This is a genomic window from Pseudomonas sp. LBUM1648 (assembly GCF_059716145.1).
The window spans coordinates 2,188,361-2,212,978 of the sequence record NZ_CP166808.1; the positions used below are offsets into that span (position 1 = coordinate 2,188,361).

At 58.2% G+C, this 24,618-nt stretch carries 18 protein-coding genes; 17 read left to right on the forward strand and 1 reads right to left on the reverse strand.

The window, feature by feature from the left end; genetic code table 11:
- The first annotated feature begins 105 nt into the window (after positions 1 to 105).
- The 15 genes from ACA043_RS09940 (at position 106) to ACA043_RS10010 (ending at position 20,972) form a co-directional block, all read left to right on the forward strand.
- Positions 106 to 636 (forward strand): fimbrial protein, encoded by a 531-nt coding sequence (locus ACA043_RS09940; RefSeq protein WP_497659090.1) that lies wholly within the window; start codon positions 106 to 108, stop codon positions 634 to 636.
- A gap of 106 nt (positions 637 to 742) precedes the next feature.
- Positions 743 to 3,163 carry a fimbria/pilus outer membrane usher protein gene (locus ACA043_RS09945; RefSeq protein ID WP_497659091.1) on the forward strand — a complete coding sequence of 807 codons (2,421 nt, stop codon included), beginning with the start codon at positions 743 to 745 and terminating at the stop codon, positions 3,161 to 3,163.
- A 46-nt stretch (positions 3,164 to 3,209) separates the two neighbouring features.
- On the forward strand, positions 3,210 to 3,956 hold the full coding sequence (locus ACA043_RS09950) for a fimbrial biogenesis chaperone (RefSeq protein ID WP_497659092.1): 747 nt from the start codon (positions 3,210 to 3,212) through the stop codon (positions 3,954 to 3,956).
- Positions 3,953 to 4,969: a fimbrial protein gene (locus ACA043_RS09955; RefSeq protein WP_401265614.1), complete on the forward strand. Its 1,017-nt coding sequence runs from the start codon at positions 3,953 to 3,955 to the stop codon at positions 4,967 to 4,969. The genes ACA043_RS09950 and ACA043_RS09955 overlap by 4 nt, the downstream gene beginning before the upstream one ends.
- Before the next feature lie 148 nt (positions 4,970 to 5,117).
- Positions 5,118 to 6,305 (forward strand): EAL domain-containing response regulator, encoded by a 1,188-nt coding sequence (locus ACA043_RS09960; RefSeq protein ID WP_497659093.1) that lies wholly within the window; start codon positions 5,118 to 5,120, stop codon positions 6,303 to 6,305.
- A gap of 153 nt (positions 6,306 to 6,458) precedes the next feature.
- On the forward strand, positions 6,459 to 7,085 hold the full coding sequence (locus ACA043_RS09965; RefSeq protein WP_489878706.1) for a response regulator: 627 nt from the start codon (positions 6,459 to 6,461) through the stop codon (positions 7,083 to 7,085).
- A complete protein-coding gene (locus ACA043_RS09970) occupies positions 7,086 to 10,733 on the forward strand; it encodes a transporter substrate-binding domain-containing protein (RefSeq protein ID WP_497659094.1) in 3,648 nt (1,215 codons plus the stop codon).
- Positions 10,734 to 10,994: 261 nt separating this feature from the next.
- Positions 10,995 to 11,408 (forward strand): DUF4398 domain-containing protein, encoded by a 414-nt coding sequence (locus ACA043_RS09975; protein ID WP_489878708.1) that lies wholly within the window; start codon positions 10,995 to 10,997, stop codon positions 11,406 to 11,408.
- 10 nt (positions 11,409 to 11,418) lie between these two features.
- Positions 11,419 to 12,192, forward strand: coding sequence for an OmpA family protein (locus tag ACA043_RS09980; protein WP_489878709.1), 774 nt, complete (start codon positions 11,419 to 11,421; stop codon positions 12,190 to 12,192).
- 269 nt (positions 12,193 to 12,461) lie between these two features.
- Positions 12,462 to 14,615 carry an autotransporter outer membrane beta-barrel domain-containing protein gene (locus tag ACA043_RS09985; protein WP_497659095.1) on the forward strand — a complete coding sequence of 718 codons (2,154 nt, stop codon included), beginning with the start codon at positions 12,462 to 12,464 and terminating at the stop codon, positions 14,613 to 14,615.
- 163 nt (positions 14,616 to 14,778) lie between these two features.
- On the forward strand, positions 14,779 to 15,168 hold the full coding sequence (locus ACA043_RS09990) for a hypothetical protein (RefSeq protein WP_497659096.1): 390 nt from the start codon (positions 14,779 to 14,781) through the stop codon (positions 15,166 to 15,168).
- Between the two features lie 93 nt (positions 15,169 to 15,261).
- The gene (locus ACA043_RS09995) at positions 15,262 to 16,470 is read left to right on the forward strand and encodes an EAL domain-containing response regulator (RefSeq protein WP_489878712.1); all 1,209 of its coding nucleotides are present in this window, start codon (positions 15,262 to 15,264) and stop codon (positions 16,468 to 16,470) included.
- Between the two features lie 90 nt (positions 16,471 to 16,560).
- Positions 16,561 to 16,983 carry an ANTAR domain-containing protein gene (locus ACA043_RS10000; RefSeq protein ID WP_497659097.1) on the forward strand — a complete coding sequence of 141 codons (423 nt, stop codon included), beginning with the start codon at positions 16,561 to 16,563 and terminating at the stop codon, positions 16,981 to 16,983.
- A 133-nt stretch (positions 16,984 to 17,116) separates the two neighbouring features.
- On the forward strand, positions 17,117 to 17,743 hold the full coding sequence (locus ACA043_RS10005) for a response regulator (protein ID WP_401265637.1): 627 nt from the start codon (positions 17,117 to 17,119) through the stop codon (positions 17,741 to 17,743).
- 10 nt (positions 17,744 to 17,753) lie between these two features.
- Positions 17,754 to 20,972 (forward strand): transporter substrate-binding domain-containing protein, encoded by a 3,219-nt coding sequence (locus ACA043_RS10010; RefSeq protein ID WP_497659098.1) that lies wholly within the window; start codon positions 17,754 to 17,756, stop codon positions 20,970 to 20,972.
- A gap of 4 nt (positions 20,973 to 20,976) precedes the next feature.
- Here the strand turns inward: ACA043_RS10010 and dkgB are convergent, their stop codons facing one another.
- Positions 20,977 to 21,780, reverse strand: coding sequence for a 2,5-didehydrogluconate reductase DkgB (gene dkgB, locus ACA043_RS10015; RefSeq protein ID WP_497659099.1), 804 nt, complete (start codon positions 21,778 to 21,780; stop codon positions 20,977 to 20,979).
- Positions 21,781 to 22,150: 370 nt separating this feature from the next.
- On the opposite strand from dkgB, the gene ACA043_RS10020 reads away from it, so the two are divergent.
- On the forward strand, positions 22,151 to 23,017 hold the full coding sequence (locus tag ACA043_RS10020; protein ID WP_489878715.1) for a pirin family protein: 867 nt from the start codon (positions 22,151 to 22,153) through the stop codon (positions 23,015 to 23,017).
- A gap of 149 nt (positions 23,018 to 23,166) precedes the next feature.
- Entirely contained in the window at positions 23,167 to 24,609 is a 1,443-nt protein-coding gene (locus tag ACA043_RS10025) for a mechanosensitive ion channel domain-containing protein (protein WP_497659100.1), read from the forward strand.
- The last annotated feature ends 9 nt before the right edge of the window (positions 24,610 to 24,618 follow it).

The window sequence follows — 24,618 nt, forward strand, 5'->3', positions numbered from 1 at the left end:
GCCATGGTTTATTTGTTACAGCGATAAACCAGGTTGCCGCTCGTGAGTTGTTTGGGAAGCCAGGCCGCTGGGCCTGATAAATAACTATCCCTAGAGATGCCTACGATGAATAAGTTTTTCGCTGTGACTACCGCTGCTGTTGCCATGAGCCTTGCTTCTTTCGCCAATGCTGCGCCAGCAACCGGCAACCCAGGCACCGTGCGCTTTATCGGTGAAATCGTTTCCGGCGCGTGCGGTATCGACGCCAACTCCCTTGATCAAACTGTTTCGCTGGGTCAGGTGCCGTCGAACCGTTTCAAGGCTACGGGTGATCGCTCCGACCCGGTCAAGTTCGACATCGTCCTGACCGACTGCGACAACACCACCCAGAAGAACGCCCGCTTCACCTTCAGCGGCGTGCAGGATCCATCGGTTCCGGCACTGTTCGCCACGACTGGCCTGGCCCAGAACGTCGGCATCCGCCTGCAGGCCAGCGCTGGTGAAATGCTCGATAACGGCAAGGAGCAGGTCGCGCCGGTCGTTCTGCAAGACGGCAACAACACCGTGACCTTCGCGGCGATGTACGAAGCCACCGCTGCTTCCGTTACTACCGGTGAAGCGGACAGCGTTGCCAACTTCACCGTTGCCTACAACTGATACGCCCGTATCGATTGTTTTAAGAAAAAGGGGCGATAGCCCCTTTTTTCTTATCCGTCAGAGCACTGTTTAAAGGGTATTGCCCGTGTACTGCCGCACACTTTTTGTGTCTTGCGTATTGATCACCTCTGCGCGTTATTCCAATGCTGTGGAGTTCAATTCGGAGTTTCTGAATATTGATCGTAAAGACAATATCAGCCTCGGACAGTTTACCCATGCCCAATACACCGTGCCCGGCAGTTACTTGCTGGATATCACGGTCAATCAGCGTTACTTCGGTAACCGTTCCATTGAATTCAAAAGTGCTGACGATCCGCAGGAAAGTTACGCCTGCCTGCCGGAAGAACTGGTGGCGATGTTCGGTTTGAAACCGGACGTCTTGAAGGGCCTGCCAAGATTAGCTGGCGGCCAGTGCGTTGATTTGCGCGGGATCGACAACGCCAGCATCAAGTACATCAAAAGTCTGGGCCGGCTCTCGATCAGTCTGCCGCAGGCGACGTTTGAATATGACGATCCCAATTACATTCCCCCGGCTGCCTGGAGCGAGGGGCTGGACGGTGCATTGCTCGATTACCGGGTGATCGCCAACAGCCGCCAGTCCACGGCGTCCGGAGACTCCCGTTCGTTGCAAAGTTACGGCACCGCCGGGTTGAACATTGACGCCTGGCGGATTCGTGCCGATTACCAGGCCCGGCAAGAGTCCGGTAACCAGAGCGGCGACATCAATAGCAAAGCGTTCCAGTTGAACCGTCTCTATGCCTATCGCGCCTTGCCGGCCATTCGCTCGAAACTGTCGGTAGGCGAAGACTATTTGAACTCCGATGTGTTCGATACGTTTGCGCTGCGTGGTGCCACGCTGAGCAGTGACGACCGCATGCTGCCGCCCAGTTTGCGCGGTTATGCGCCGTTGATCAGTGGTTTGGCGCGGACCAACGCGACCGTGACCGTGTCGCAGCAGGGTCGGGTGTTGTACTCGACCACGGTGACTCCCGGCGCATTCAGTATTCAGGATTTGAACAGCAGCGCCCAAGGCACGCTGGACGTCACCGTGCGCGAAGAGGACGGCACCGAGCAGACCTTCACGGTCACCACTGCGGCGGTACCGTTTCTGTCCCGCGAGGGCGAGTTGCGCTACAAGGTCTCGGCCGGGCAGCCGCGACTCAACGGCGCCGGCGGCACCGAACCAAGGTTTATTGCATCAGAGATTGCCTACGGTTTGCCACGGGACTGGACGGTGTATGGCGGCGTGCTTGCCGCTTCGGATTACCTGTCGGATGCCATCGGCGTCGGTAAGGATCTCGGGGTGTTCGGCGCCTTGTCGGCAGACGTCACCACGTCGCGGGCCAAGCTGCGCTGGAGTGGCGAAACGGTGGTGGGTAATTCGTACCGCATCAACTACTCCAAGCGTTTCGATGACATTGGCACAGACCTGCGGTTCCTCGGCTACCGCTTTTCCGACAAGACGTTTACCAACTTCTCGCAGTTTGTCGGCGACCCTGATTCCTATTCGCTGAACTCGGGCAAGCAGCGTTATTCGGTGACGCTGGCCAAGCATTTTTCCTGGCTGTCGACGAGTGTCTCCTACGACCATTCCACCTATTGGGATGCGGCGCCTTCCGAGCGTTTCGGCCTGTCTCTGGCGCGCAGTTTTTCCGTCGGTAACGTCAAGAACATCAACGCCAACCTGTCGGCCTATCAAACCCGCAATACGCGGCAGAACGATTCGCAGATCTATCTTGGGATTTCCATTCCGCTGGGCGGTAACTCGATGCTGTCGAGCAATATGCAGCGCTCGGGGACCGGAGCGTCGTCGGGCAACGTCGGTTATAGCCATGACGACGGCGATGGCCTGAATTATCAGGTGTATGGCGGGATCGGTGACAACCGCTACGTCAACGCTTATGTCGGCAAACGAGCATCCACCTATCGCGCCAACGCTTCTGCTACCACCGATGGCAGCACCTACCGTTCGCTGACCGGCGAGTTCGACAGTTCGCTGGTCGCCACCCGCTATGGCGTGTCGGCCCATGGCAACGGTTCGAATGGCGATACCCGGTTGCTGGTGTCGACCGAGGGTGTGCCGGACGTGGCGTTCAGTGGTCAGACCCGCTCCAACCAGGCCGGCTACGCGGTGATGGACGGTTTGCCATCGTTCCAGGCCTATGAAGCGCGGATCAATATGGAAAAGTTGCCGCTCAACACCGAAGTTTCCAACCCGGTGCAGCGTCTGGCGCTCACCGAGGGTGCTATCGGCTATGTCAATTTTTCCACTGCCCGTGGGCGTAACGCCTACGTGACGTTAACCCGAGCGGATGGCAAACCGGTGCCTTTCGGCGCGTCGGTGCAGGACAAACACACAAACAAGGAAGTAGGCATCGTCGGTGAAGCCGGGGTGACTTATCTGCTGGGCGTCAAAACGCAGGCTGAGTTGGTCGCGGTGTGGGACGACGTCAATCGTTGTGCCCTGGCCGCACTGCCTGAGGAAGACGTCGTGACCAACATCGCCAAACCCGTGCGCTGCCTTTAATCCGGGCCCGAAGTTGACTCGGCCCTTATCCTTGCGGAGAACCTTCATGCAATCTCTTTCATTGTCCACAACCCGTGGCCTGTTCAATCGATTGGGCCTCATTGCAGGCCTGTGCGTGCCGTTGTTGGCGAACGCGGCCGTGGTGCCGGATCGAACGCGAATCGTTTTCGAGGAGAGCGCGCCGTCGGTAAGCGTCACGCTCAGCAACAAGAACGCGCAGTTGCCCTTTGTCGTGCAGTCGTGGATCGAAAACGAAGCTGGCCAAAAGGTCACGACGCCGTTCATGGTGCTGCCGCCATTGCAGCGCATTGAGCCCAGTGAAAGCAGCGTGCTGCGCATCGTGAAACTGCCTGAGCTGGCCTTGCCCAAAGATCGCGAGTCGGTGTTTTACCTTAACGTGCGCGAGATTCCACCCAAGACCCAGGCCGTCAATTCGATGCAGATCGCCTTGCAGTCGAAAATCAAGCTGTTCTATCGCCCGGCCTCGGTCAAACGCGAACGTGGCGACGATCTGGCATTGGGCCTGAAGCTGAAAATCGATCCGGGCAGCAAACAGCTTTTGGTGGACAACCCGACGCCGTTCCACATCACCGTTGTCGGGTTGCTGGCCGGTGAGCAAAAGACTCGGATGCCGATCGACACCATCATGATCGCGCCCTACGCCAACGCACGTTTTCCATTGACCAGCACCGCGCTTACCTCGCTGCGGGTATCGAACATGAACGACTTCGGTGGGCAGACCGATACGCTGTTCAATTGCGTGGCAAACGTCTGCACGGGCGTCAAACCATGAAGCGCACGCAGCTCAGGCTTTGTCTGGCGATGCTGTTGCTGATGTTTTCTCAGGCGTCCTGGGCGATGTTGTGTAAATCGTTGAATGACGGTTCCTACCTGAGCGAATACATCGGCCCGGTGTCGGTGCCCGATACAGTGCCGGACGGCACGATCATCTGGCGCTCGAAAACGCATGTGGTGCCCGCCAAGTGCTTTAAGGTTCACGACATCCATTTTGCCGAAGACGACCCGATTTATTTCTACGGCAACCCGGCCGGATTGAACGCGACGCCCTGGGGTATCGAATTTGGTCTGGTGTACAAGGGGGTGACAGCCTGGGACGGTGACTGGAGCGCCAACCCCACCCAAGGGGTGAATACCGGTTTTGTTTCACGGGGCTGCCCGTCTGCCACCAATGATGCGGAGATGCTGCCGTGTTCGTTGGTCAGTCCGAGCATCGCGTTTCAGGTGGTGATCCGCAAACGCGGGCTGTTACCGCTGCAGCGGCCCTCACAAGATACGTACGACGTATTCCAGTTCGACGGGTTGTATGGACTCAATGGCGGGCCGGGCAACCCATTCGGCAATTTCCGCTTTCAACTCAGCGGCCTGCAAAATATTGTCGGGACGGCTTGCAGTGTTGATGTAACGGTAACTCCGGAGCCTGGAATCGTCGATTTCGGGATCATCCAGAAAACCGCCACCGGCCTCTCTCCGCCCAATCCGACTCGGCCGTTCAGCCTGGCGCTGGAGAAAAGATGCAGCACGGCGATCAACCTGGGCGCCACATTGGTCACGACTCAGCAGCAGGGTGATTACACGATTGTGCCGGCCAGTGATAGCCAGTTCGGCATTCAGGTGCGGGACTCACGCAATCAATTGGTGCCGATCAACGAACCTTTTCCGCTGGTCAACTTTCCGCCGGACGTGACTCATATCGACCTCCCGTTCAGTGCTTCGGTCGTATCGCTGGGCGATCCGAAGGTCGGGCCTTTCGAAGCGATCATGGTGGTGCAGATCATCTATTACTGAGGCAGGCGGCCGGCGCCAACGCCGCCATTTTTTTGCAGGCGCTATCTCTGGGAAATTTCCTACATGACTGTCGGATAAGTCCTTCGCAACGTGCTCTCGGCTGTCGCCAATATGCCTGCTCTCAGGTCGATTAAGCGATGAATTGACGATGGCCTCCCCACGTATTCTGGTGTTGGAAAATCAAGGTTTTGCGCGCAGCGTGCTGGTGAAGATGTTGCAGCGCCTGGGCGTACACGACGTGGTACAAGCCACGGATGGCGAACACGCGATGGTGCAGATGCACCTGTATGGCGGCGTCGACATCGTGCTGTGCGACCTGACCGATCGCGGGCTCGATTGCCTGGAGTTTCTGCGGTGCGCCAGTCAAAGCGGCATGGTGCGTGCGGTGGTGCTGTGCAGTGAATTGCAACCAGAGTTGCATCGTGCGCTGGGGCAAATGCCATCGCTGGCAGGGCTGCAACTGCTCGGCATACTCCGGCGACCCATTCAACTGCGCTCACTGCATCGTCTGTTGCACCGCTTCAGTCTCGCTCGGGCAGTGCCGGTGCCGAGCGTGCTGCGCAAAGAACTGCCCACCGAAGAAGAGGTGCGCCGCGGGCTTGCGTTGGGGGAATTTCGTGCCTGGTTTCAGCCGCAGATAGAACTCCAGACCGGTACAGCCGTCGGGTTCGAGGCGCTTGCGCGATGGCAGCATCCGGCACGGGGTGTGTTATTGCCCAGTGAATTCCTGGCGGCGGTGCTGGCGTATGACTTGATTGATCAAATGTTCAAACACCTGCTGGAGCAGGGCTTGAGTCTGATGGGCATCTTGCGTCGACAAGGCGTCAACCTGACACTGGCGTTCAACCTGCATGCCTCACAACTAGCAAGCGGTGACCTGATCGAGCACATCAAACGGGCACTCGAGCGACATGCCTTCAAGGGCTCGACGCTGATGTTCGAACTGGCGGAAAACGGCTTGCTCGACAGCGCCCCCGGCATCCATGAAAACCTCCTGCGATTGAGACTGTTGGGCTGCGGTCTGTCAGTCGATGACTTCGGCGTGGGCTTCTCTTCGCTCAAACTGCTTTGCCAGCTACCGTTCAATCAGATCAAGCTCGATGGACGCTTCGTCCAGCGCCTGGATCGTCAACGCAATCGCGCCATGGTGACCTGCACACAGGGGCTGGCGCAGTCGCTGGACATGAGGCTGGTGATCGAGGGCGTCAGCAGTTCGCGGATTCGTGAGGGCCTGCTTGAACTGGGTTGTGACATCGGTCAGGGGTATCACCTGGCCCGGCCGATGACTGGGCACGATTTGCTGCAATGGCTGGAAGCGTTGGAGAGTGCACAGTGAATACTTCACGGTTTGCTCCGATGTATTTGCAGAATTTTCCTACACTTCATTCGCGCTCGTGTATTTTTGCTGCACGCACCGAATGGCTTGCTGTAACACTCACACTCATGGCCTTGACGATGTCGGTTGCCGGCGTGCTCTTCAGAGGTTTTTATGCTTAAAGCGATAGTTGTGGACGATCATCCGTTCATTCGCTCTTCGGTCAAGATGCTGCTCAAGCAGGAACAGTTCGAGGTCGTGGCGGAGGCAGACAACGGCGCCGATGCTGTGCAACTGGCCCGTGAGTACGCCCCGGATCTGATTGTTCTGGATATCGCCATGCCCAAGCTCGATGGGCTGGAAGTGATTTCGCGCATCAGTGCACTGGGGCTGTCGAGCAAGATTCTGGTACTGACCTCGCAGTCGGCGCTGTTCTATTCCATGCGCTGCATGAAGGCCGGAGCCGCTGGCTATATCTCCAAGACCAACGACCTCGATGAGCTGATCAAAGCCATCAAGGCCGTGATGGACGGCTACACCTTCTTTCCCAATCTGGCCACCAGTTCGGTGCGGCGCAGCGATGTCGATGCCACCGATCTGGAGCTCATCCAGAGCCTGTCCGATCGTGAGCTGGCGATCCTGCAACAGTTATCCAATGGTCTGAGCAACAAGGAAATCGGTGAGGCGATGTTGCTGAGCAACAAAACCGTCAGCACCTACAAGACACGCCTGATCGAGAAGCTCAAGGTCAAATCGGTGGTGTATCTCGCCGATTTTGCCAAGCGCAATAACCTTGTCTAGATGAATACTTCCTTCAAAAAGTGCTTCGTCGGCCTCCTGTTGTCTGGCTTGCTGGTTGCCGGCAATACCTTTGCTGCTGCGCCTGAAACATTGCAGTTGCTTGGGCGTTCGACGGTCGATGAGTATTCGGTTTCACTCGATGAGGCGGACTGGAGCTGGTTGCGGCATCGCAAAGCATTGTTGCTGGGCACTTCGGCTCCCGATTACGCACCGTTTGGCATTACCAGCAATGACAATGACTACGAAGGTCTGACGGCCGACTATGCGCAGTTGATCGCTCAGTTGCTGCATATCAAGGTCGAGGTGCGTCGTTTTGAATCGCGTACCGAGGTGCTGGCTGCGCTCAAAAGCGGTGAGATTGATTTGCTTGGCACCGCTAATGGCTACGAGGCGGTGGATCCCGACCTGGCGATTTCCCATTCGTACGCCGACGATCAGCCGACGTTGCTGACCCGCATCGGCGACAACCAGAACCTGCCGGTTGATCTGGCAGGCAAGCGCGTGGCGATGCTTTATCACTATTTGCCACCAGAAGTGGTGAAGGCGTTCTATCCCAAGGCCATCATCCAGTTGTATCCCTCGACGTTGAGCGCTATCGGTGCGGTGGCGTTCAGCCAGGCGGACGTGTACCTGGGCGACTCGATCAGTTCCAACTACCTGATCAGCAAAAATTACCTCAATAACGTGCAGCTCAGTGATTTCTCGCGGATGGAAGTGCAGCCATTCGGCTTTGCCGTGAGTCGTGGCAATGACCGACTGTTGCGTATCCTCAATACGGCGCTGGACACGATTCCCACCAGTGAACGCATGAGCATTTTGCGCCGCTGGAGCGCCGGGGGCGCGACCATGCCCGGGCGACAGATTCTGCATTTCAGCGTCAGCGAGCAACGCTGGCTGGAGCGTCATCCCCGGATAAGAGTGGCGATCAACGAGAATTTTCTACCGCTGACGTTCTTCGACAGTGAAGGCAATTTTCGAGGCATCAGTGCCGATGTCCTGGCCAAGGTCAGTCTGCGCACTGGCCTGAAGTTCGACGTACAACGGGCCGAGTCGGTCAGTGACCTTATTGATCGGGTGACCAGCGGCGAGGCTGACATGCTCGCCGCGTTTACCCCCAGTACCGAGCGTGAAGGCGCTTTGCGTTTCACCCGGCCTTACCTGACCAACCCGTTTGTATTGGTCACGGCCAGCGGCGATGCCAATCCCCAGACCCTGGATCAAATGGCCGGCAAGCGTTTGGCGTTGATTCGCGGCAACGTGTTGCGCGAATACCTTGTGGAGCAGTTCCCTCAGGTGCACCTGGTGACGGCGCAAAATGCTGCCGACGCGATGAACATGGTCGCGCAGGGCGAAGTCGACGGCGCGATCAACTCTTTGATCAATGCCCGCTACTTGATCTCCCGCCAGTATCGCGGTCGGTTGCAAGTCACCAGCACCGTGGGGACTCAGCAGGCGCGCATCGCGCTGGCCACCAATCGTGGTGCGCTGGAGTTGTACTCGATTCTCGACAAGGCGCTGTTGAGCATCTCCCCTGAAGAAATGGATGAACTGACCAACCGCTGGCGTACCGAAGTTGTGGTCGACGACAGCTATTGGTTGCGCCACCGCAGCACGATCATTCAAGGGTTCGTCATTGCCGGTGTCTTGCTGCTGGTAGCGTTCGGCTGGATTGCTTACCTGCGCATGCTGATGCGCAAGCGGCGTCAGGCTGAAATCGCCCTCAACGACCAGATGGAGTTCATGCGCGTGTTGATCGACGGCACGCCGCACCCGATTTATGTCCGCGACCGCGAAGGACGGCTGGTGACTTGTAACAGCGGTTACCTGCAAGTATTTGGCGTTGAGCGCGAAGCAGTGATCGGCAAAACCGTGACTGACGGTGTGCTGAGTGACACTGTCGAAGCGCAGGGCTTTGCCAACGATTACCGGCAAGTCATGGATGAAGGCGTGCCCCGAATTGAGGATCGCAGGCTCAGTTTGGCAGACGGTCGTGTCCTGACTATTTATCACTGGATGCTGCCTTACCGTGGCAGTGATGGCGAAGTCAGCGGCATGATTTCCGGCTGGATCGACGTCAGCGAACGCCAGCAACTGTTGCACGAACTGCGCATCGCCAAAGATGGCGCCGATGATGCCAACCGCGCCAAGACCACGTTCCTGGCGACCATGAGTCACGAGATCCGCACGCCGATGAATGCCGTGATCGGGATGCTTGAACTGGCCATGAAAAAAGCCGATCAGGGCGTCATGGATCGTTTCGCCATCGAGGTGGCCTCGGGCGCGGCGCGGGGCTTGCTCGATCTTATCGGCGACATTCTCGACATCGCACGGATCGAATCCGGCCGTTTGTCGCTGGCACCGGAGCGGGCCAATCTGCGTGAGCTGATCGAGTCGGTGGTGCGGATATTCGAAGGCTTGGCGCGACAGAAACAACTGCGCCTGCAACTGGATCTGGATGCGCTGGCCAACGTAGACGTATTGATCGATCCGCTGCGCTTCAAGCAAGTGCTGTCGAACCTGTTGAGCAATGCGATCAAGTTCACCGAGGTGGGCCACGTCGTTCTGCGCATGCGGGTAGAACGTGCCGCTGACCAGGATCGGTTGGCGCTATGCCTGCGGGTCGAAGACAGTGGCCGCGGGATATCCGTCGAAGATCAGCAACGGCTGTTCACGCCGTTCACGCAGGCCGGCAACCATGGCCAGTCTGCGCAGGGCGGTTCCGGGCTGGGTCTGGTGATCAGCCGCACCTTGTGCGAAATGATGGGTGGCACGCTGACGATGGACAGCGTGCTGGGGCAGGGCACGCAGATTGAGGTGCGCCTCAGTTTACCTACCCTCCAGCCACAGGCACGCGTGGTGGCGGCCGAGATTGAACCGGTAACGGTCAGTCGGGCGCTGAATATCCTGGTGATCGACGACTATCCGGCCAACCGTTTGTTGTTGTCTCAACAGCTGACTTATCTGGGGCACCGGGTCACGGACGCTGAAGATGGCGCCCATGGTTTGCGGGCCTGGCGCAACGAGACTTTCGATGTAGTCATCACCGATTGCAACATGCCGATCATGAACGGCTACGAGTTGGCGCGGGCGATACGCGACGAAGAGGGGGCACGAGCGTTACCGCGCAGCCTGGTACTGGGTTTCACCGCCAATGCACTGGCTGAAGAAAAGGTGCGTTGCGCGGAAGCGGGCATGGACGATTGCCTGTTCAAGCCCATCAGCCTCAAGGATCTGAATGCGCGTCTGGCCTCTGTCACGCCTCACGCCCGGCCTGCAACCGAAGGTGAGGATAGCGGCGTGGCGGACGGCGGCGCTGATTTTGACCTGAGCAGTCTTGAGCAACTGACCCGCGGAGACCGGGCGTCAATCAAGAGCCTGCTGACGGATCTGGCCACCAGTAATGACGACGACATGGCCAAACTCATGCGTCTGTTTACGCAGCATGATTTGCCAGGATTGGCGGATCTTGCACACCGGGTCAAAGGTGGCGCACGGATTATCAAGGTGCAGTCACTGATCGAGGCCTGTGAGGCCTTGGAAGCCGCCAGTGAAGGTCTGGATTCGGCGGTGTTGATCGAGGCGGTGGACGCCCTGCAACAGGCCATGGAACACCTCGCCGCGCAATTGGAAACCTACTTGGCGAACTGATCGCGGTTCGATGGATTTTTTACGATTTGAACGTCGATATTTGCGAATTTTCCTACATTCGCCAATGCCCCTCTCTCGCTAACGTGCCGTGGTGTCAGCCGAAGGCTGATTCAGACAACGGGCGATCGATATGGACTGTCAGCGCAACGCTGACGGCCCCTATCGAAGCGCCGCACGCAACGAGCAGGGTCACTGATTCTCGGTAACGCCGACCCCCTTCACGCTGCGTGTCATCCCACTTTTTATTGTTTGGAGCAGTTGATGAACTTTCAACATCTGTCTTCCCGTGCGCGACTTTCGGTCAGCGTGCTGGTTGTCGCGGCAGCTTTGAGTGCCTGTGCCAGTGCACCGATTCCGGAGCAACAGATTTCGCTGTCCAAAGATGCGGTCAATCGTGCCGTTTCGGCAGATGCGACCCAATATGCCCCGCTGGAAATGAAGGCAGCGCAGGACAAGATGTTCCTGATGGAGCGCGCCTTGGGCGAAAAAAATTACCCGCAAGCCAAAGTGCTGGCTGAGCAGATCGAAGCTGATGCCAACCTGGCCGAACGCAAGTCGCGGGCTGTGAAGTGGCAGAAGCAATTGTCAGACGCCCGCAGCGGCATCCAGGTGCTCAAGCAGGAAATGCTGCAAGACCCGGTCACCGGCTTCAATCCGCCTGTCAGCGCTCAATAAGGAAAACCCCATGCAGACTTTCAAATTACTGCCAGCCGTTTCCCTGTTTGCCCTGATGCTCGGCGGTTGCGCCACACCGCCGGAAAACCCGCAATTGCTGCAAGCCCGTGCGCAATTTGTCGCGCTGCAACAAAAAGCCGAGTCAAACACCCTCGCGGCGATTGAAACCAAGGACGCGTTCACTGCGCTGAACAAGGCCGATCAGGCTTCCCTCAAGGATCGTCAGGCGCCGGACGTTGATCAGTTGGCCTATCTGGCCAGCCAGAAAATTGCTCTGGCCGAGCAGACCATTGTCGGTCGCCAGGCAGAAGCCGACCTGAAGAAAATCGACGCCGAACGCACTCAGGTGCAGCTTGATGTCCGTACCCAGCAGCTCAAGGCCCTGCAAGCACTGAAAGCCAAAAAGACTGATCGGGGTGAGGTAGTGACCTTCGGTGACGTGCTGTTCGATACCGGCAAGGCTGATTTGAAATACGGCAGTCAGCGTCAGTTTCAGCAACTGGCCGATTTTCTGGCCAGCAACCCGGAGCGCAAGGTGCGGGTGGAAGGCTTCACCGACAACGTCGGTAACGAAGCCGCCAATCAGGTGTTGTCCGAGCGCCGCGCGGACTCTGTCGCCAGTGCGCTGTCGCAATTGGGAGTGGATCGTCGGCGTATCGTGACCCAGGGATTCGGCGAGGAATTCTCGGTGGCCGATAACGGTAGCGCGGCAGGCCGCCAGCAAAATCGGCGGGTCGAAGTGATCCTGTCGAATGGGGCCGAGGTGGTCGGCGCTCGCCACTGATCGCGTCAATGAAGCCTGTTACCCGCTCTCCTTTGAGGAGCGCGGGTTTGCTGCAAACGGTGCATTTTCGCTAGACGAATGCTTTTAATACCGCTCATGCGCTTCGGAAATTTCCTACAAACGTAGGGAAATTTCCTACTCAGAAAGTTCTCTTCGATCTCTAAATTACAGACCTCAACTGAGCCGCCGGCCTTCCGTCAGTCGTTGCTCAGCCCCTATGCCATTGGCATTTCCACTGCCGACTCGGCAGTACGAATGAGGTACTGAACATGAAGACGATCAACTCCAAACAGAATCCAGCACTGACGCTTTCGCCCCTTGCCCTGGCCATCTTCCTGTTGCTGCCGGCACACGCGAATGCGTTCACTTCATCCGTTAACAGTGGTGCTGTAGTCGATGGTGAAACCGTGGTCGGTGGCACGCAGAATATCGGCACCAACGGTACGGCAAACAACACGTTGATCGAAGTCACCGGGACGCAGACGGTTTTTCAGAACGGTGTGTCGAATGACGCTACTGTCAACGGAGTCCAGGATGTTCAGAGTGGTATCGCCAACCGCAGCATCGTCAATGCCGGCGGCTCACAGAAGGTGGGCATCGCCAGTGTGGCCAACGACACAATTCTGAACGGTGGCGCGCAGACGGTGCAAAACCCGACAGGGCGGGCCAACCGTACAGTGATCAATCAGAATGGCGTGCAGACCGTCACGCTCATGGGCACTGCTGCTGACACGGTCATCAACAACGGCGGCCTGCAGGTAGTGACCAATAAGGGTGTTGCGAACGACACCCAGGTCAACAGCGGCGCAGAGCAGAGCCTGCAAAGGGGCATGCTCGGCGGCGTGGTGGCAACCAATACACGCATCGACGGTGGCTTACAGAGTGTCTATGACACCGCCACGGCCAACAACAGCACCGTGAGCAATGGCGGGCGGATCAACCTGTACCAGGGCGCACAGGCCAATGGGTTGGTAGCGGAGGCGGGGGGCACCGTCAATATCATGGAGGACGGTGTAAAAACCGTTGATTCCCTGACCCTCAATGGCGGCAGCCTGGCCTTCGTTCCGAGCGCTGATGGCAGCTTCAAGACGTTCACGGTCAACGCTTTGTCCGGCAGCGGCAGCATCTTGATGAACACCGATATTGCCAGTCAGCATGACGACTTGCTGGTGGTGCAGGGCGCGGGAATGGCCAGTGGCGATCACACGCTGATCGTAGGGGACTCGGGCCGCGAACCGACATCTATGGATGGACGTCTGGTGTTAGTGGACACCAATGGCGGCAGTGCGAAGTTTGGACTCCACGGTGGTCATGTCGATGCCGGCGCGTTCCGCTACACCTTGCAGCAACAGGGTGATGACTGGGTGCTGGCCAGTGGCGGCAGCCTTCCTGTGGATCCTGTAACGCCTGTCGATCCCGAAAAGCCTGTGGATCCGGTGACGCCTGTCGATCCAGCAAAACCGCTGGATCCGGTGACGCCACCGACTCCGGTCAACCCACGACCCGAAAACCTCTCCAAGGGCACTAACGCCGCCATCGCCGCGCACACGGCAGGCGCCAGTCTGTGGAGTGCGCAAATGAATGCGCTGCTCAAACGTCTGGGCGAATTGCGCATGGGGCAGGACGATGGTGGTATCTGGACGCGTGCTATCGGTAAGCGCTTCGATGTCAGCGAACACTCCAGCCGTGCTTACACCCAGGACGTCAGTGGTCTGGAAATCGGTGCCGACAAAGCGTTTGCTGTCGAGAGTGGCAAAGTCTATGTCGGTGCAATGGTCGGCACGGCTCGTTCGGATCTGGACTTCGGCGAAGGCGCCTCGGGTGAAATCGACAGCCGCATGTTCGGCATCTATGCCACCTACCTGAACGATAACGGCGTCTATGTCGACAGCGTGTTGAAGTACAGCCGCTTCGATAACGACATCAAAACCCCGAGCAATCTGGGCGAGTCGGTAAAAGGTTCCTACAGCACCAACGGTGTCGGTGCAAACATCGAGATCGGTAAACGCATCGCGCTCAAAGATGGCTGGTTCGTTGAGCCGCAGGTCGAACTCGCGGCCACCCAGACCCAGGGGGCGAGCTATACCGCCAGCAACGGTCTGCGGGTCAAGACCGATAATCTGGACTCGTTGCAAAGTCGCGTCGGTTCGCTCTTTGGTCGCAGTCTGGAACTGAGTAACGGTATGAAAGCTCAGCCATACGTCAAAGCGTCCTACATTACCGAGCACGCGGGTAGCGGCAAGGTCACCGTCAACGGCAATAAATTTGATGCCGAATTGCCAGGTAGCCGTGTGGAAGTCGGATTCGGTGGCGTGTTGCAAGTCACGGAGAAAAGCAAGATTTCCCTGGATGCCGAGTACGCCAAGGGCAACGGTATCGAGCAGCCATTCGGTGTGAGCCTGGGTTATCGCTATCTTTGGTAAGAAAAAAGGCCGCGTCGGGTAGTCCCGACGCGGCTTTGTTGCGGGATTCCGGAAGTATTCGGATCGCTTTTCAGAACTTTCTTACATAGATCGTCGAGCCTTTTGGTTAGCGTGACCTGACCCGAGCCTCATGCTCTGATCTTCACGCCATTGTTGAAATCTCATGCCTTACAAATGCTGGCGAATCCTGATCGCCGAAGACCAGCCTTATCTGCGTGTCAGAATCGAGAAGTCTCTCAAGGAACTGGGTTGCCGCAGGCTCACAACCGCGCAGTCCTTTCGGGAGCTGCTTGGCCTGACTCATTACTCGCACGATCCTTTCGAAGGCTTTGAACTGATGATCATCAACGGCGAACTGTTGGCGGCTAGCGGGATTGATCCGGTGCGATTTTTCCTCAGCAACCCGCAGATCCGCCACGGTGTGATCCACGACGCACGTCGAGGGCAGCCGAAGGCGGAGACGATTTATGCCAGCCAGCAACGTCAATTGAACCTGATTCGAACGCCCGACCGGCAGTCCCTGGACGCCGTGCTGGTGTCTCTTAATGCTTAGGAAAACTCCTACACATTTTTGGATCTTTCCTAGAGTGTTTAGTCCTCTGATTTTTGAAAATTGTCTTGCCCCTCAAGAGATGAGTCGATCGCCATGCCTACTTTGCCGCTCCGTGTCCTGGTTCTAGAAGATCATACTTTCCAGCGTTCCGTCGCGGTGAGCATGCTCCAGGCGTTGGGCTGCCAAGAGGTGTTCGAGGCCAGTGACGGCGCCCAGGCACTGGCGGTGCTGGAAGCAGTCGGGCAGGTGGATATTGCCCTGTGCGACTTGCAAATGGAGGGCATGGACGGTCTGGAGTTTTTGCAGCGGGTGGGTGCGTCGGGGCAGGTCAAGTCGGTCATCATCAGCAGCTCGTTGTCGGCGGATCTGTGTCGGGCGGTGCATCAAATGGTGACGCTGCTCGGACTGGAGTTGTTGGGCGATGTGGGTAAACCGCTGGATGCGCAGGTGTTGCATGATTTGTTGAAAAAGGCCCTTGCCAAACCGGTCAGCCAGCAGCCACCGATCAGCGCAAGCCCACTGGCCAGCGAAGACGCGGTGCGCGAGGCACTGGCGCAGCGGCAGTTAAAGGCCTGGTATCAACCCAAATTCAATCTGCAGACCGGCGAGGTCTGTGGTGTCGAAGTCCTGTGCCGCTGGCAGCACCCGACGAGGGGGATCATTCCGCCTGCGGTGTTCATGCCTGTGCTGGAGCGATGCGGCTTGCTCGACGAGTTGCTGTTTTGCCAAATAGATGAAGCGTTGACTTTGCAGACCAGTGCCAGGGCGCAAGGCTTTGTGTTGAACATCGCGTTCAATTTGCAGGCTTCTCAACTCGCCAACAGTGATCTGACGGCTGCCATCAGGCACATTCTGGTCAGTCATGCGGCACCCGGTTCAAGTCTGACCTTCGAACTGACTGAAAGCGGCCTGTTGGAAGCGCCGGCTACCAGCCTGGAAAGTCTGGTGCGCTTGCGCATGATGGGCTGCCGCTTGTCCATTGATGATTTCGGTGCCGGTTTTTCCTCGTTGCAACGCTTGTGTCAACTGCCGTTCAACGAAATCAAACTCGATGCCGATTTCGTGCGCAACCTTGAGCACGAACCGCGCTGCCGTGCGGCAATCAGCAGCACCCTGGCGCTCGGCGAAACCCTCGGCATGGCCGTGGTGATCGAAGGAATTGAAACCGATGCACAGCGCCTTCAATTGCTGGGGTTGGGCTGTACGCAGGGGCAGGGGTACTGGTACGCGCGACCGATGGCCGGGGACGATTTTCTCGCCTGGCTGCATCGGCGCAATGATCGTGAGGCCTCGGATCAATGAGCGTTTTTTTAGGAATAGTCCTACAGAGTCCGTTACGAAGCTTGCGTAGTCTTGCCGCTTCTCGAAATCGTAACCACCAGGAGATCGAGCATGATCAATAAAGCCCTGCGTATCCTGATCGCCGACCCACAGCATTTCCACCGGCTGAAAATCGAGCGTCTGCTAAACGGCCTCGACTACTTTCGCGTGGCGCCGGTGCAGAGCCTCGCCGAGCTGCTGACGCTGGTGGACTATGGGTGTGAACCGTTCGATGTCGTGATCATCAACGCCGAACTGGCAGCAGGCACGCTGGATTTGTTGGGTTTTCTTCTCGATAACCCACAGGTGCGTCATGCGTTGATCTACAACGAACCCTCGGCGCCGCTGCAAGTGGTTTCAGGCTTCGCGCAGGAAAACGTGCAGATCAATCATGCGGAGTTGCCCAATACGCAGGCGATCAGGCACTTGATGTCGATCGTCGACGTTCCCCAGTTGCAGCAGCAACGGCCCGCGCAGCGCCGGGCTTACGCATAGAAAAACGTTTATCGCAACTGTCAGACCTGACAGGTGCTTCATTTGCCGTTCCGTGTAACAGTCTCTGCGCAGCCACTGAGTCTGGATCAACCCATACCGGCGGTCATCGTTAACTGTTGCACCGGGAGTGCTCATGAAGTCAGCGCTGATCGTCGACGATCATCCAGTGGTGCGCGCCGCCATCCGCATCGTGCTGCAAGCCGAAGGGTTCAAGGAAATCTACGAAGCCTCCAATGGTAATGAGGTGCTGGCGTTGATCCGCGAGCATAAACCCCGTCTGGTGATACTCGACCTGCATTTGCCGGCACCTGATGGGCTGGATGTGCTGGTGCGGATTAGGGCCAACGACCTTGATTGCCGGGTCCTGGTGTTCAGTTCCCATGACCCATTGTTTTACCAGGAGCGCTGTTTACGCGCCGGGGCAATGGGCTACGTGACCAAAACCAATCAGTTGCAACAACTGCATAAAGCCATTCAAGCGGTGATGTCGGGTTACACCTATTTTTGCGCGCTGCCGGATAACGTCAGCGTGTTGAACGCAGTGCAGTCCACGGAAAAACAGATGATCGATCAACTCTCTGATCGCGAGCTGAGCATTTTCGTACAACTGGGGCAGGGCAAGGCCAACAAGGCGATTGCCGAGGACATGCACCTTAGCCACAAGACCATCAGTACCTACAAAACCCGTTTGATGAAGAAACTAGGGGTCTGTTCAGCAGTGCACTTGCGCGATTTCGCCAAGCGCAATCATTTGATCTGAGCGAGCAAACATGAGCCTCGCAGGGCGGGTGTGCTGGATGTGGCTGAGCCTTGTGGCCACCTGCGGGGCAACGGATGCGTCGCAAGTGCTGGAAGTGCTGACCCGCGCCGGGCCGGAGGATATTCAGGTTCGCCTGGACGAACCGGACCGCCAATGGTTGCGTCAACACGCAGTGTTGCGCATGGGCATTTCCGGGCCGGATTACCCACCGTTCGAAATCACCCGCAATCAGCATGAACTGGAGGGGCTCACGGCCGACTACGCTGATCTGCTTGCCCAGTTGCTCGGTCTCCGGATCGAAGTCCGGCGCTTTGCCGACCGGGATGCATTGATGGCTGCGCTGAAACGCGGCGAGTTGGATCTGCTGGGCACGTCCAACAGTTTTGAGTCGGCCGACCCGGCATTCATTCTGTCCCGTGCCTATGCCGAGGATCAGCCGATGCTGGTGAGCCGCCTCGACGAAGCCTTGCCGGTGGACCTGGCAGGCAAGCGCGTCGCCATGGTCGAAGACTATCTGCCGCTGGCGAGTGTGCAGGCGTTCTACCCCGAGGCGAGCGTGCAACGGTACTCTTCGGCGATGGATGCGCTCGGCGCAGTGGCGTTCGGCACTGATGATGTTTATCTGGGCGACTTCATCAGTGCCAATTACTTGATCAACACCAATTATCGCAACGACCTGCAATTGGCCGGGCCGTCAGGGCTGGATGCCAATCCGTTCGGCTTTGCGTTGTTGCGCAGCGATGTGCGCCTCAAACGCGTCATCGACAAGGCGTTGCTGGCCATTCCCATGGAGCGTCGACAACGTATCGAGCAGCGCTGGAGTGCCGGTGTTGCCGATATGGCCGAACAGTCCCGGGTGCAACTCAGTGCCGCCGAGTTGCAATGGCTGGATCAACATCCTGTGGTGCGGGTCGGCGGCATTGGAGATTTCGCGCCACTGACTTTTTTTGATGCCGATGGCCGCTTCAGCGGGCTTTCGGCGCAACTGCTGAACTTGATCAGCCAACGCAGCGGGTTGAATTTCGAGATCGTGCGCGGGGATTCGCTGGATCGTCAGATCGAGCAACTGAAGGCGGGTGAACTGGACGTGCTGCCGGTGGTGACGCCCAGCAGCGAACGTGAAACCGAACTGCAATTCACCCGGGCCTACCTGAACAATCCGTTTGTGCTGGTCAGTGCATTAACGGCGCAGAGTCCGCGCAATCTGGATGATCTGGAGGGTAGACGCCTGGCGATTTATCGCGGCCATCCGTTGCGTGGTTATCTGCAGGAGCGCGTACCTCGATTGCGCTTCATCGAAGTCAAGAGCCCCGCCGAAGGTATGGAGTTGGTCGCCATGGGGCAGGCTGATGCCGTTGTGAGTTCGTTGGTGGTGGCCCGTTACCTGCTCGCCCGGCATTACCGCGAGCGTTTGCGCATCGCCAGCACGGTCGGCGATCAACCGGCCCGTATCGCGCTGGCCACAGCGCCGCAGGCGCTCATGCTGCATTCGATCCTGAACAAGGCACTGCTGAGCATTGCCCCGCAACAGATGGACGAACTGGTTGAGCGCTGGAGCCATGATGTGGTGGTGGAGGACAGCTACTGGCTACGTCATCGTCGCGAGATTTTCTTTGGCTTCGCCGGTGCGGCGGGCTTGCTGGTGCTGGCGCTGGGGTGGATCGGTTTTCAGCGTCGGCAGATCCGCCAGCGGCAGCAATGGTTGCAGCAATTGCAGCAGGCCAAAGAGGCGGCTGACGACGCCAATCGCGCCAAGACCACGTTTCTGGCAACCATGAGCCATGAAATCCGCACACCGATGAACGCGCTGATCGGCATGCTCGAGCTGGCCCTGAAACGAGCAGAAGAGGGGGTGACTGATCGCCTGGCGATTCAGGTCGCGTCCAACGCCGGGCAACAACTGCTCGCCCTGATCGGCGACATTCTCGACATCGCGCGTATTGAAACCGGGCATTTGTCCCTCGCCCCGGAACGGGCGAACCTGCGTGAACTGGTGGTATCGGTCTGCCGGGTGTTCGAGGGGCTGGCGCGGCAGAAACGCTTGCTGTGGCACATCGAACTCGATGCGTACAGCGACGTCGATGTGTTGATTGACCCGACGCGCTTCAAGCAGGTGCTGTCGAATCTGCTGAGCAACGCGATCAAGTTCACCGAAAACGGCGAAGTGAGTCTGCGCCTTGGTGTGACGCCATTGTCGGCCGAGCGACTGGCCGTGAAAGTGGTTATCGAAGACAGCGGAATCGGCATCAGTGCGCAGGATCGGCAACGGCTGTTCAGTCCGTTCGTGCAGGCGAGCAATCACGCGCAATCGGTGCGCAGCGGTTCCGGACTGGGCCTGGTGATCAGTCGCAGTCTGTGCGAAATGATGGGCGGCGCATTGCGCCTCGACAGTGAGCCTGGCCGCGGGACGCAAGTTACAGTCAGTCTTGAGTTGCCTCTGTTGGACGCACTCGCACAAAAGCCTCCCACCGCTGAAACACCCGGTGCGACTGCGTGCTCACTGAGCGTTCTGGTGGTGGACGATCATCCGGTCAACCGTTTGTTGCTGTGCTGGCAGTTGAGTGAACTCGGGCATCGTACGGTCGACACCGAGGACGGCCATTCAGGGCTGGAGCGTTGGCGTGCGCAGCTGTTCGATGTGGTGATCACCGACTGCAACATGCCGCGACGCAATGGCTATGAACTGGCACGGACCATCCGTGATGAAGAGGTCGCGAGCGGCCGGCCACCCTGCCTGATCCTCGGGTTTACCGCCAATGCGCAGATCGAGGAGAAACGTCGCTGCCTCGACGCCGGCATGGATGAATGTCTGTTCAAACCGATTCGCCTGCATGATCTGCAGCAGGCATTGAATGGCGCGAGCCACTGCGAGAGTGATGTCGACTCGAATGAGCAGATTGCTCTGACAGAAATCGACCTGAGTACGCTAGAGCAGATGGCCGGCAATGATCAATCGATGATCGAGCGCCTGCGCGGAGAAGTGCTGAACAGCCTGCATCTCGATCTGCAACGACTGGACAATCTGGGGCATGAGCATGACCGTGGAGGGCTGCGCGAGCTGGCTCATCACATCAAGGGTGGTGCGCAGATGGTCGGTGCCGCGCGCGTGGTTTCGGCATGCGCAGACCTTGAACAGGCTTGCCGCGAGGCCGAAGCCGTCGCGGTGATCATGGCACTCAATCAATTGCGCGAGGCCATGCAAAGCCTCGCGCAACGTCTTCGAGCCTGAGCCTTCAATCCCAGACGGGCGCAATGCCTTTCGGGCTGGTCAGACGATGGCCGCGATCCAGCGTGGCGATTTGCGCCATGTCGGCTTCGCTCAGCGTCAGTGCCGTGGCACCGAGGTTGCTTTGCAGGTTGGCGCGTTTGGTCGACGACGGGATCACCGCGTAACCCGATTGCACGGCCCAGGCGAGGTTGACTTGCGCCGGGGTGGCGTGCAGGCGTTGGGCGATCTGCTGGATCAGCGGATCCTTCAGCACTTCGCCGTAAGCCAGGGTCATGTACGAAGTGATCTGGATGCCCTGACTCTGGGCGAACTCGACCACTTTGCGATTTTGCAGGTACGGATGCAGCTCGATCTGGTTGGTCGCGATGTTGTCGGCGCCGACCGCAGCAATCGCTTGTTTCATCAGGTCGATGGTGAAATTGGAAACACCGATCTGTCGGGTCAGGCCCAGGCGTTTGGCTTCCAGCAGCGCGCCCATGAATTCTTCGACCGGCACTTGGTTTTCCGGCGATGGCCAGTGGATGAGCGTCAGGTCGAGGTAGTCGGTCTGCAGTTTTTCCAGGCTTTCCCGGAGGCTGGCGATCAGGCGATCCTTGGCGAAGTTGGCGACCCAGATCTTGCTGGTGATGAACAGTTCTTCGCGAGGAATACCGCTGGCGGCGATGGCCGCGCCGACATCGGCTTCGTTTTCGTAAATCTGTGCGGTGTCGATGACCCGGTAGCCGAGCTCAAGGGCGGTGCTTACCGAATCGATGACCACCTGGCCTTGCAAGCGAAACGTACCAAGACCGAAAGCGGGGACAGACATTGAAGACTCCAGGGTTGCAGTGGGAATGGGCAGGAGTATCCGCGTCTGCATCCGTGAGAAAAACCGTTGGTGTGGCAAAGCACTTTTGATCACAGGGCATGAATCTTTTGCGGGAATTGTGTTGTCTGGCTGGCCTCTTCGCGGGCAAGCCCGCTCCCACAGGTTTCTCTGGTGTTCGCACAATCTGAGTTCACTGGAGATCCCTGTGGGAACCGGGCTTGCCCGCGATGGCGGCGCCTCGGTTTTGAATCTGTCCACGAGCTCACTGTTCTTCAGATAGAACAATGAAGCCGATTTTTGCCGTCTAGTGCATTAATAGTCATGGATTTAAGCTCAATCCATTGCGTCACTTACCCAATTGGAGCCCACCATGAAAAACATCATCGGTATCTACACCAGCCCGCGCGGCCATTGGGTCGGCGATGGGTTCCCGGTGCGGACACTGTTTTCCTACGACAACCTGGGCAAACACATCAGCCCGTTCCTGCTGCTCGATCACGCAGGGCCTGCCGAATTCACCCCGACCACCGAACGACGTGGCGTTGGTCAGCATCCACACCGTGGTTTCGAAACCGTGACGATTGTTTACGACGGTGAAGTGCAGCATCGCGACTCCACCGGCAGTGGGGGCACTATCGGCCCGGGCGATGTGCAATGGATGACGGCGGCTTCCGGGATCCTGCATGAAGAGTTCCATTCGGAAAACTTCGCCAAAACCGGCGGCAAACTGGAAATGGTTCAGCTGTGGGTCAACCTGCCGGCCAAGGACAAGATGGCCGAGCCGGGCTACCAGACCATTCTGGACAGCGAAATCCCGAGCATCGCGCTCACGAACGACGCCGGCAGCTTGCGTCTGATCGCCGGTGAGTTCGACGGTCACAAGGGGCCGTCGCGCACCTTCACGCCAATCGATGTGTGGGATCTGCGCCTGAACGCTGGCAAGTTGCTGACGCTGGATCTGCACGATGGCCGCAATACGGCGCTGGTTGTGCTTAAAGGCTCGGTGCAGATCAATGGACAGGAATCGGCGCAGCAAGGGCAACTGGTGTTGTTCGAACGCGATGGCCAGCAACTCACCCTCGAAGCCAGCCAGGATGCGGTGGTGTTGCTGCTCAGCGGCGAGCCGATCGACGAGCCAATCGTCGGTCACGGCCCGTTCGTGATGAACACCGAGCAGGAAATCCATCAGGCCTTCGCCGACTTCCAGTCCGGACGCTTTGGCCGGATGCACGGCTGACACTCACCCTGTAGGAGCTGCCGCAGGCTGCTCCTACATTGGGTTTTGCGGTGTTTTTTGGCGGGTGTTCGTTCTCTGAAATCAATTACTCCTACACTGTCCCCAATCTGTGCGATCTTCTCGCGATTGGCCCCCGTCGGAGTTGTTTGATGCTGTCTCTGCTGAGCGAACACCCTTTGTTTTGCGCGTTGATCCTGATCCTGCTCGATCTCGGTCTGTGGCGTCTGATCAGTTCCCATGGCAGCGAGTGGAAACTGCTGGTGCGAGTACTGATATTCACGTTATTCAGCGTCCTGCTGTTCAACGAAGGCCTCAACCCGATGGAGCCCGCGCCATGGGTCGATAACGTGCCGCTGCATCTGGCGGCGACCGGTTTGCAGATTGGTTGGTGGCTGTTCGGCGCACGCACCCTGACGGTGTTGATCGGCGCAGTGATGATGCAGCGTGTCGGGCACACCGGGCGGTTGCTGCAGGATTTGCTGGGTGCGGTGATTTTCCTGATCGCAATCATTGCGGCGCTGGCCTACGTACTGGATCTGCCGGTCAAAGGCGTGCTGGCGACGTCCGGCGCTTTGGCGATCATCGTCGGTCTGGCCTTGCAGAGCACATTGAGTGACGTGTTTTCCGGGATCGTGCTCAATACCACCAAGCCTTATCAACTGGATGACTGGATCTCCATCGACGGCACCGAAGGCCGGGTCACCGATATCGATTGGCGCGCCACGCGTCTGCAAACCAGCCAGGGCAGCATGGCGGTCATTCCCAACTCGCTGGCGGCCAAGGCCAAGATCATCAACTTCAGTCGGCCGAGCAACATGTTCGGCGTCTCGGTCAGTGTGCAAGTCAGCCCGCTTGCGCGACCCAGTTCGGTGATTGATGCGCTGGAGCGGGCGATGCAAGGCTGCCGGCAATTACTGGAAACACCGGCGCCGAGTGTGGCGTTGAAAAATTCTGGCAGCAGCGGTTCGGAGTACGAGATCAGTGGTTTCGTCGCGTCGATGGGCGAAAAGCGTGTGGTGCGCAATCAGTTGTTCGATCTAGCGTATCGGCACTTGCAGGCATCCGGGGTCAATCTGCTGTCGAGCGTCGAACCTGTCGTGGCGGGCAATCTCTCGCGGCCACGGGCATTGCTCGACAGCTCGCCGATTTTCTCGACCCTGCGTCAGGAAGAGAAAGACACCTTCAGCCAGAACATGACCCTGCAAACCTTCCGCGCCGGCGAGCAGATTCTGGGGGCAGGGGAGGTCAGCGACCACCTGTTCATCATTGAGTCCGGCGTGGTTACGGTGGCACTGATGCGCCATGGCGCACCGTTCGAGTCCGGACGCATGGGGCCGGGCGAAGTGATCGGCGAGGCCGGCATTCTTTCCGATTCGTCGGTGCCCGCCACGTTTACCGCAAAGACCTTCTGCGCTTTGTACCGCATCGAAAAGACCTATCTGAAGCCGTGCCTGGATGCCCGTCACGATATCAGCGATGCCATGAAAACCTTGCTTGATTACCGGCTGCACAAAGCCCAGACCCTGACTCAGGACGAGCCGGTGGTCGTGCCGAAGAAAGGCTTTTTGCAATGGCTGCGCAATCGCGCCTGAGTGATCCTG

Excerpts from the sequence above, each read along its gene's own strand:
- ACA043_RS09940 (WP_497659090.1), top strand. The coding sequence starts at position 106 with ATGAATAAGTTTTTCGCTGTGACTACCGCTGCTGTTGCCATGAGCCTT.
- ACA043_RS09950 (WP_497659092.1), top strand. The coding sequence starts at position 3,210 with ATGCAATCTCTTTCATTGTCCACAACCCGTGGCCTGTTCAATCGATTG.
- ACA043_RS09955 (WP_401265614.1), top strand. The coding sequence starts at position 3,953 with ATGAAGCGCACGCAGCTCAGGCTTTGTCTGGCGATGCTGTTGCTGATG.
- ACA043_RS09960 (WP_497659093.1), top strand. The coding sequence starts at position 5,118 with ATGGCCTCCCCACGTATTCTGGTGTTGGAAAATCAAGGTTTTGCGCGC.
- ACA043_RS09965 (WP_489878706.1), top strand. The coding sequence starts at position 6,459 with ATGCTTAAAGCGATAGTTGTGGACGATCATCCGTTCATTCGCTCTTCG.
- ACA043_RS09970 (WP_497659094.1), top strand. The coding sequence starts at position 7,086 with ATGAATACTTCCTTCAAAAAGTGCTTCGTCGGCCTCCTGTTGTCTGGC.
- ACA043_RS09975 (WP_489878708.1), top strand. The coding sequence starts at position 10,995 with ATGAACTTTCAACATCTGTCTTCCCGTGCGCGACTTTCGGTCAGCGTG.
- ACA043_RS09980 (WP_489878709.1), top strand. The coding sequence starts at position 11,419 with ATGCAGACTTTCAAATTACTGCCAGCCGTTTCCCTGTTTGCCCTGATG.
- ACA043_RS09985 (WP_497659095.1), top strand. The coding sequence starts at position 12,462 with ATGAAGACGATCAACTCCAAACAGAATCCAGCACTGACGCTTTCGCCC.
- ACA043_RS09990 (WP_497659096.1), top strand. The coding sequence starts at position 14,779 with ATGCCTTACAAATGCTGGCGAATCCTGATCGCCGAAGACCAGCCTTAT.
- ACA043_RS09995 (WP_489878712.1), top strand. The coding sequence starts at position 15,262 with ATGCCTACTTTGCCGCTCCGTGTCCTGGTTCTAGAAGATCATACTTTC.
- ACA043_RS10000 (WP_497659097.1), top strand. The coding sequence starts at position 16,561 with ATGATCAATAAAGCCCTGCGTATCCTGATCGCCGACCCACAGCATTTC.
- ACA043_RS10005 (WP_401265637.1), top strand. The coding sequence starts at position 17,117 with ATGAAGTCAGCGCTGATCGTCGACGATCATCCAGTGGTGCGCGCCGCC.
- ACA043_RS10010 (WP_497659098.1), top strand. The coding sequence starts at position 17,754 with ATGAGCCTCGCAGGGCGGGTGTGCTGGATGTGGCTGAGCCTTGTGGCC.
- dkgB (WP_497659099.1), bottom strand. The coding sequence starts at position 21,780 with ATGTCTGTCCCCGCTTTCGGTCTTGGTACGTTTCGCTTGCAAGGCCAG.
- ACA043_RS10020 (WP_489878715.1), top strand. The coding sequence starts at position 22,151 with ATGAAAAACATCATCGGTATCTACACCAGCCCGCGCGGCCATTGGGTC.
- ACA043_RS10025 (WP_497659100.1), top strand. The coding sequence starts at position 23,167 with ATGCTGTCTCTGCTGAGCGAACACCCTTTGTTTTGCGCGTTGATCCTG.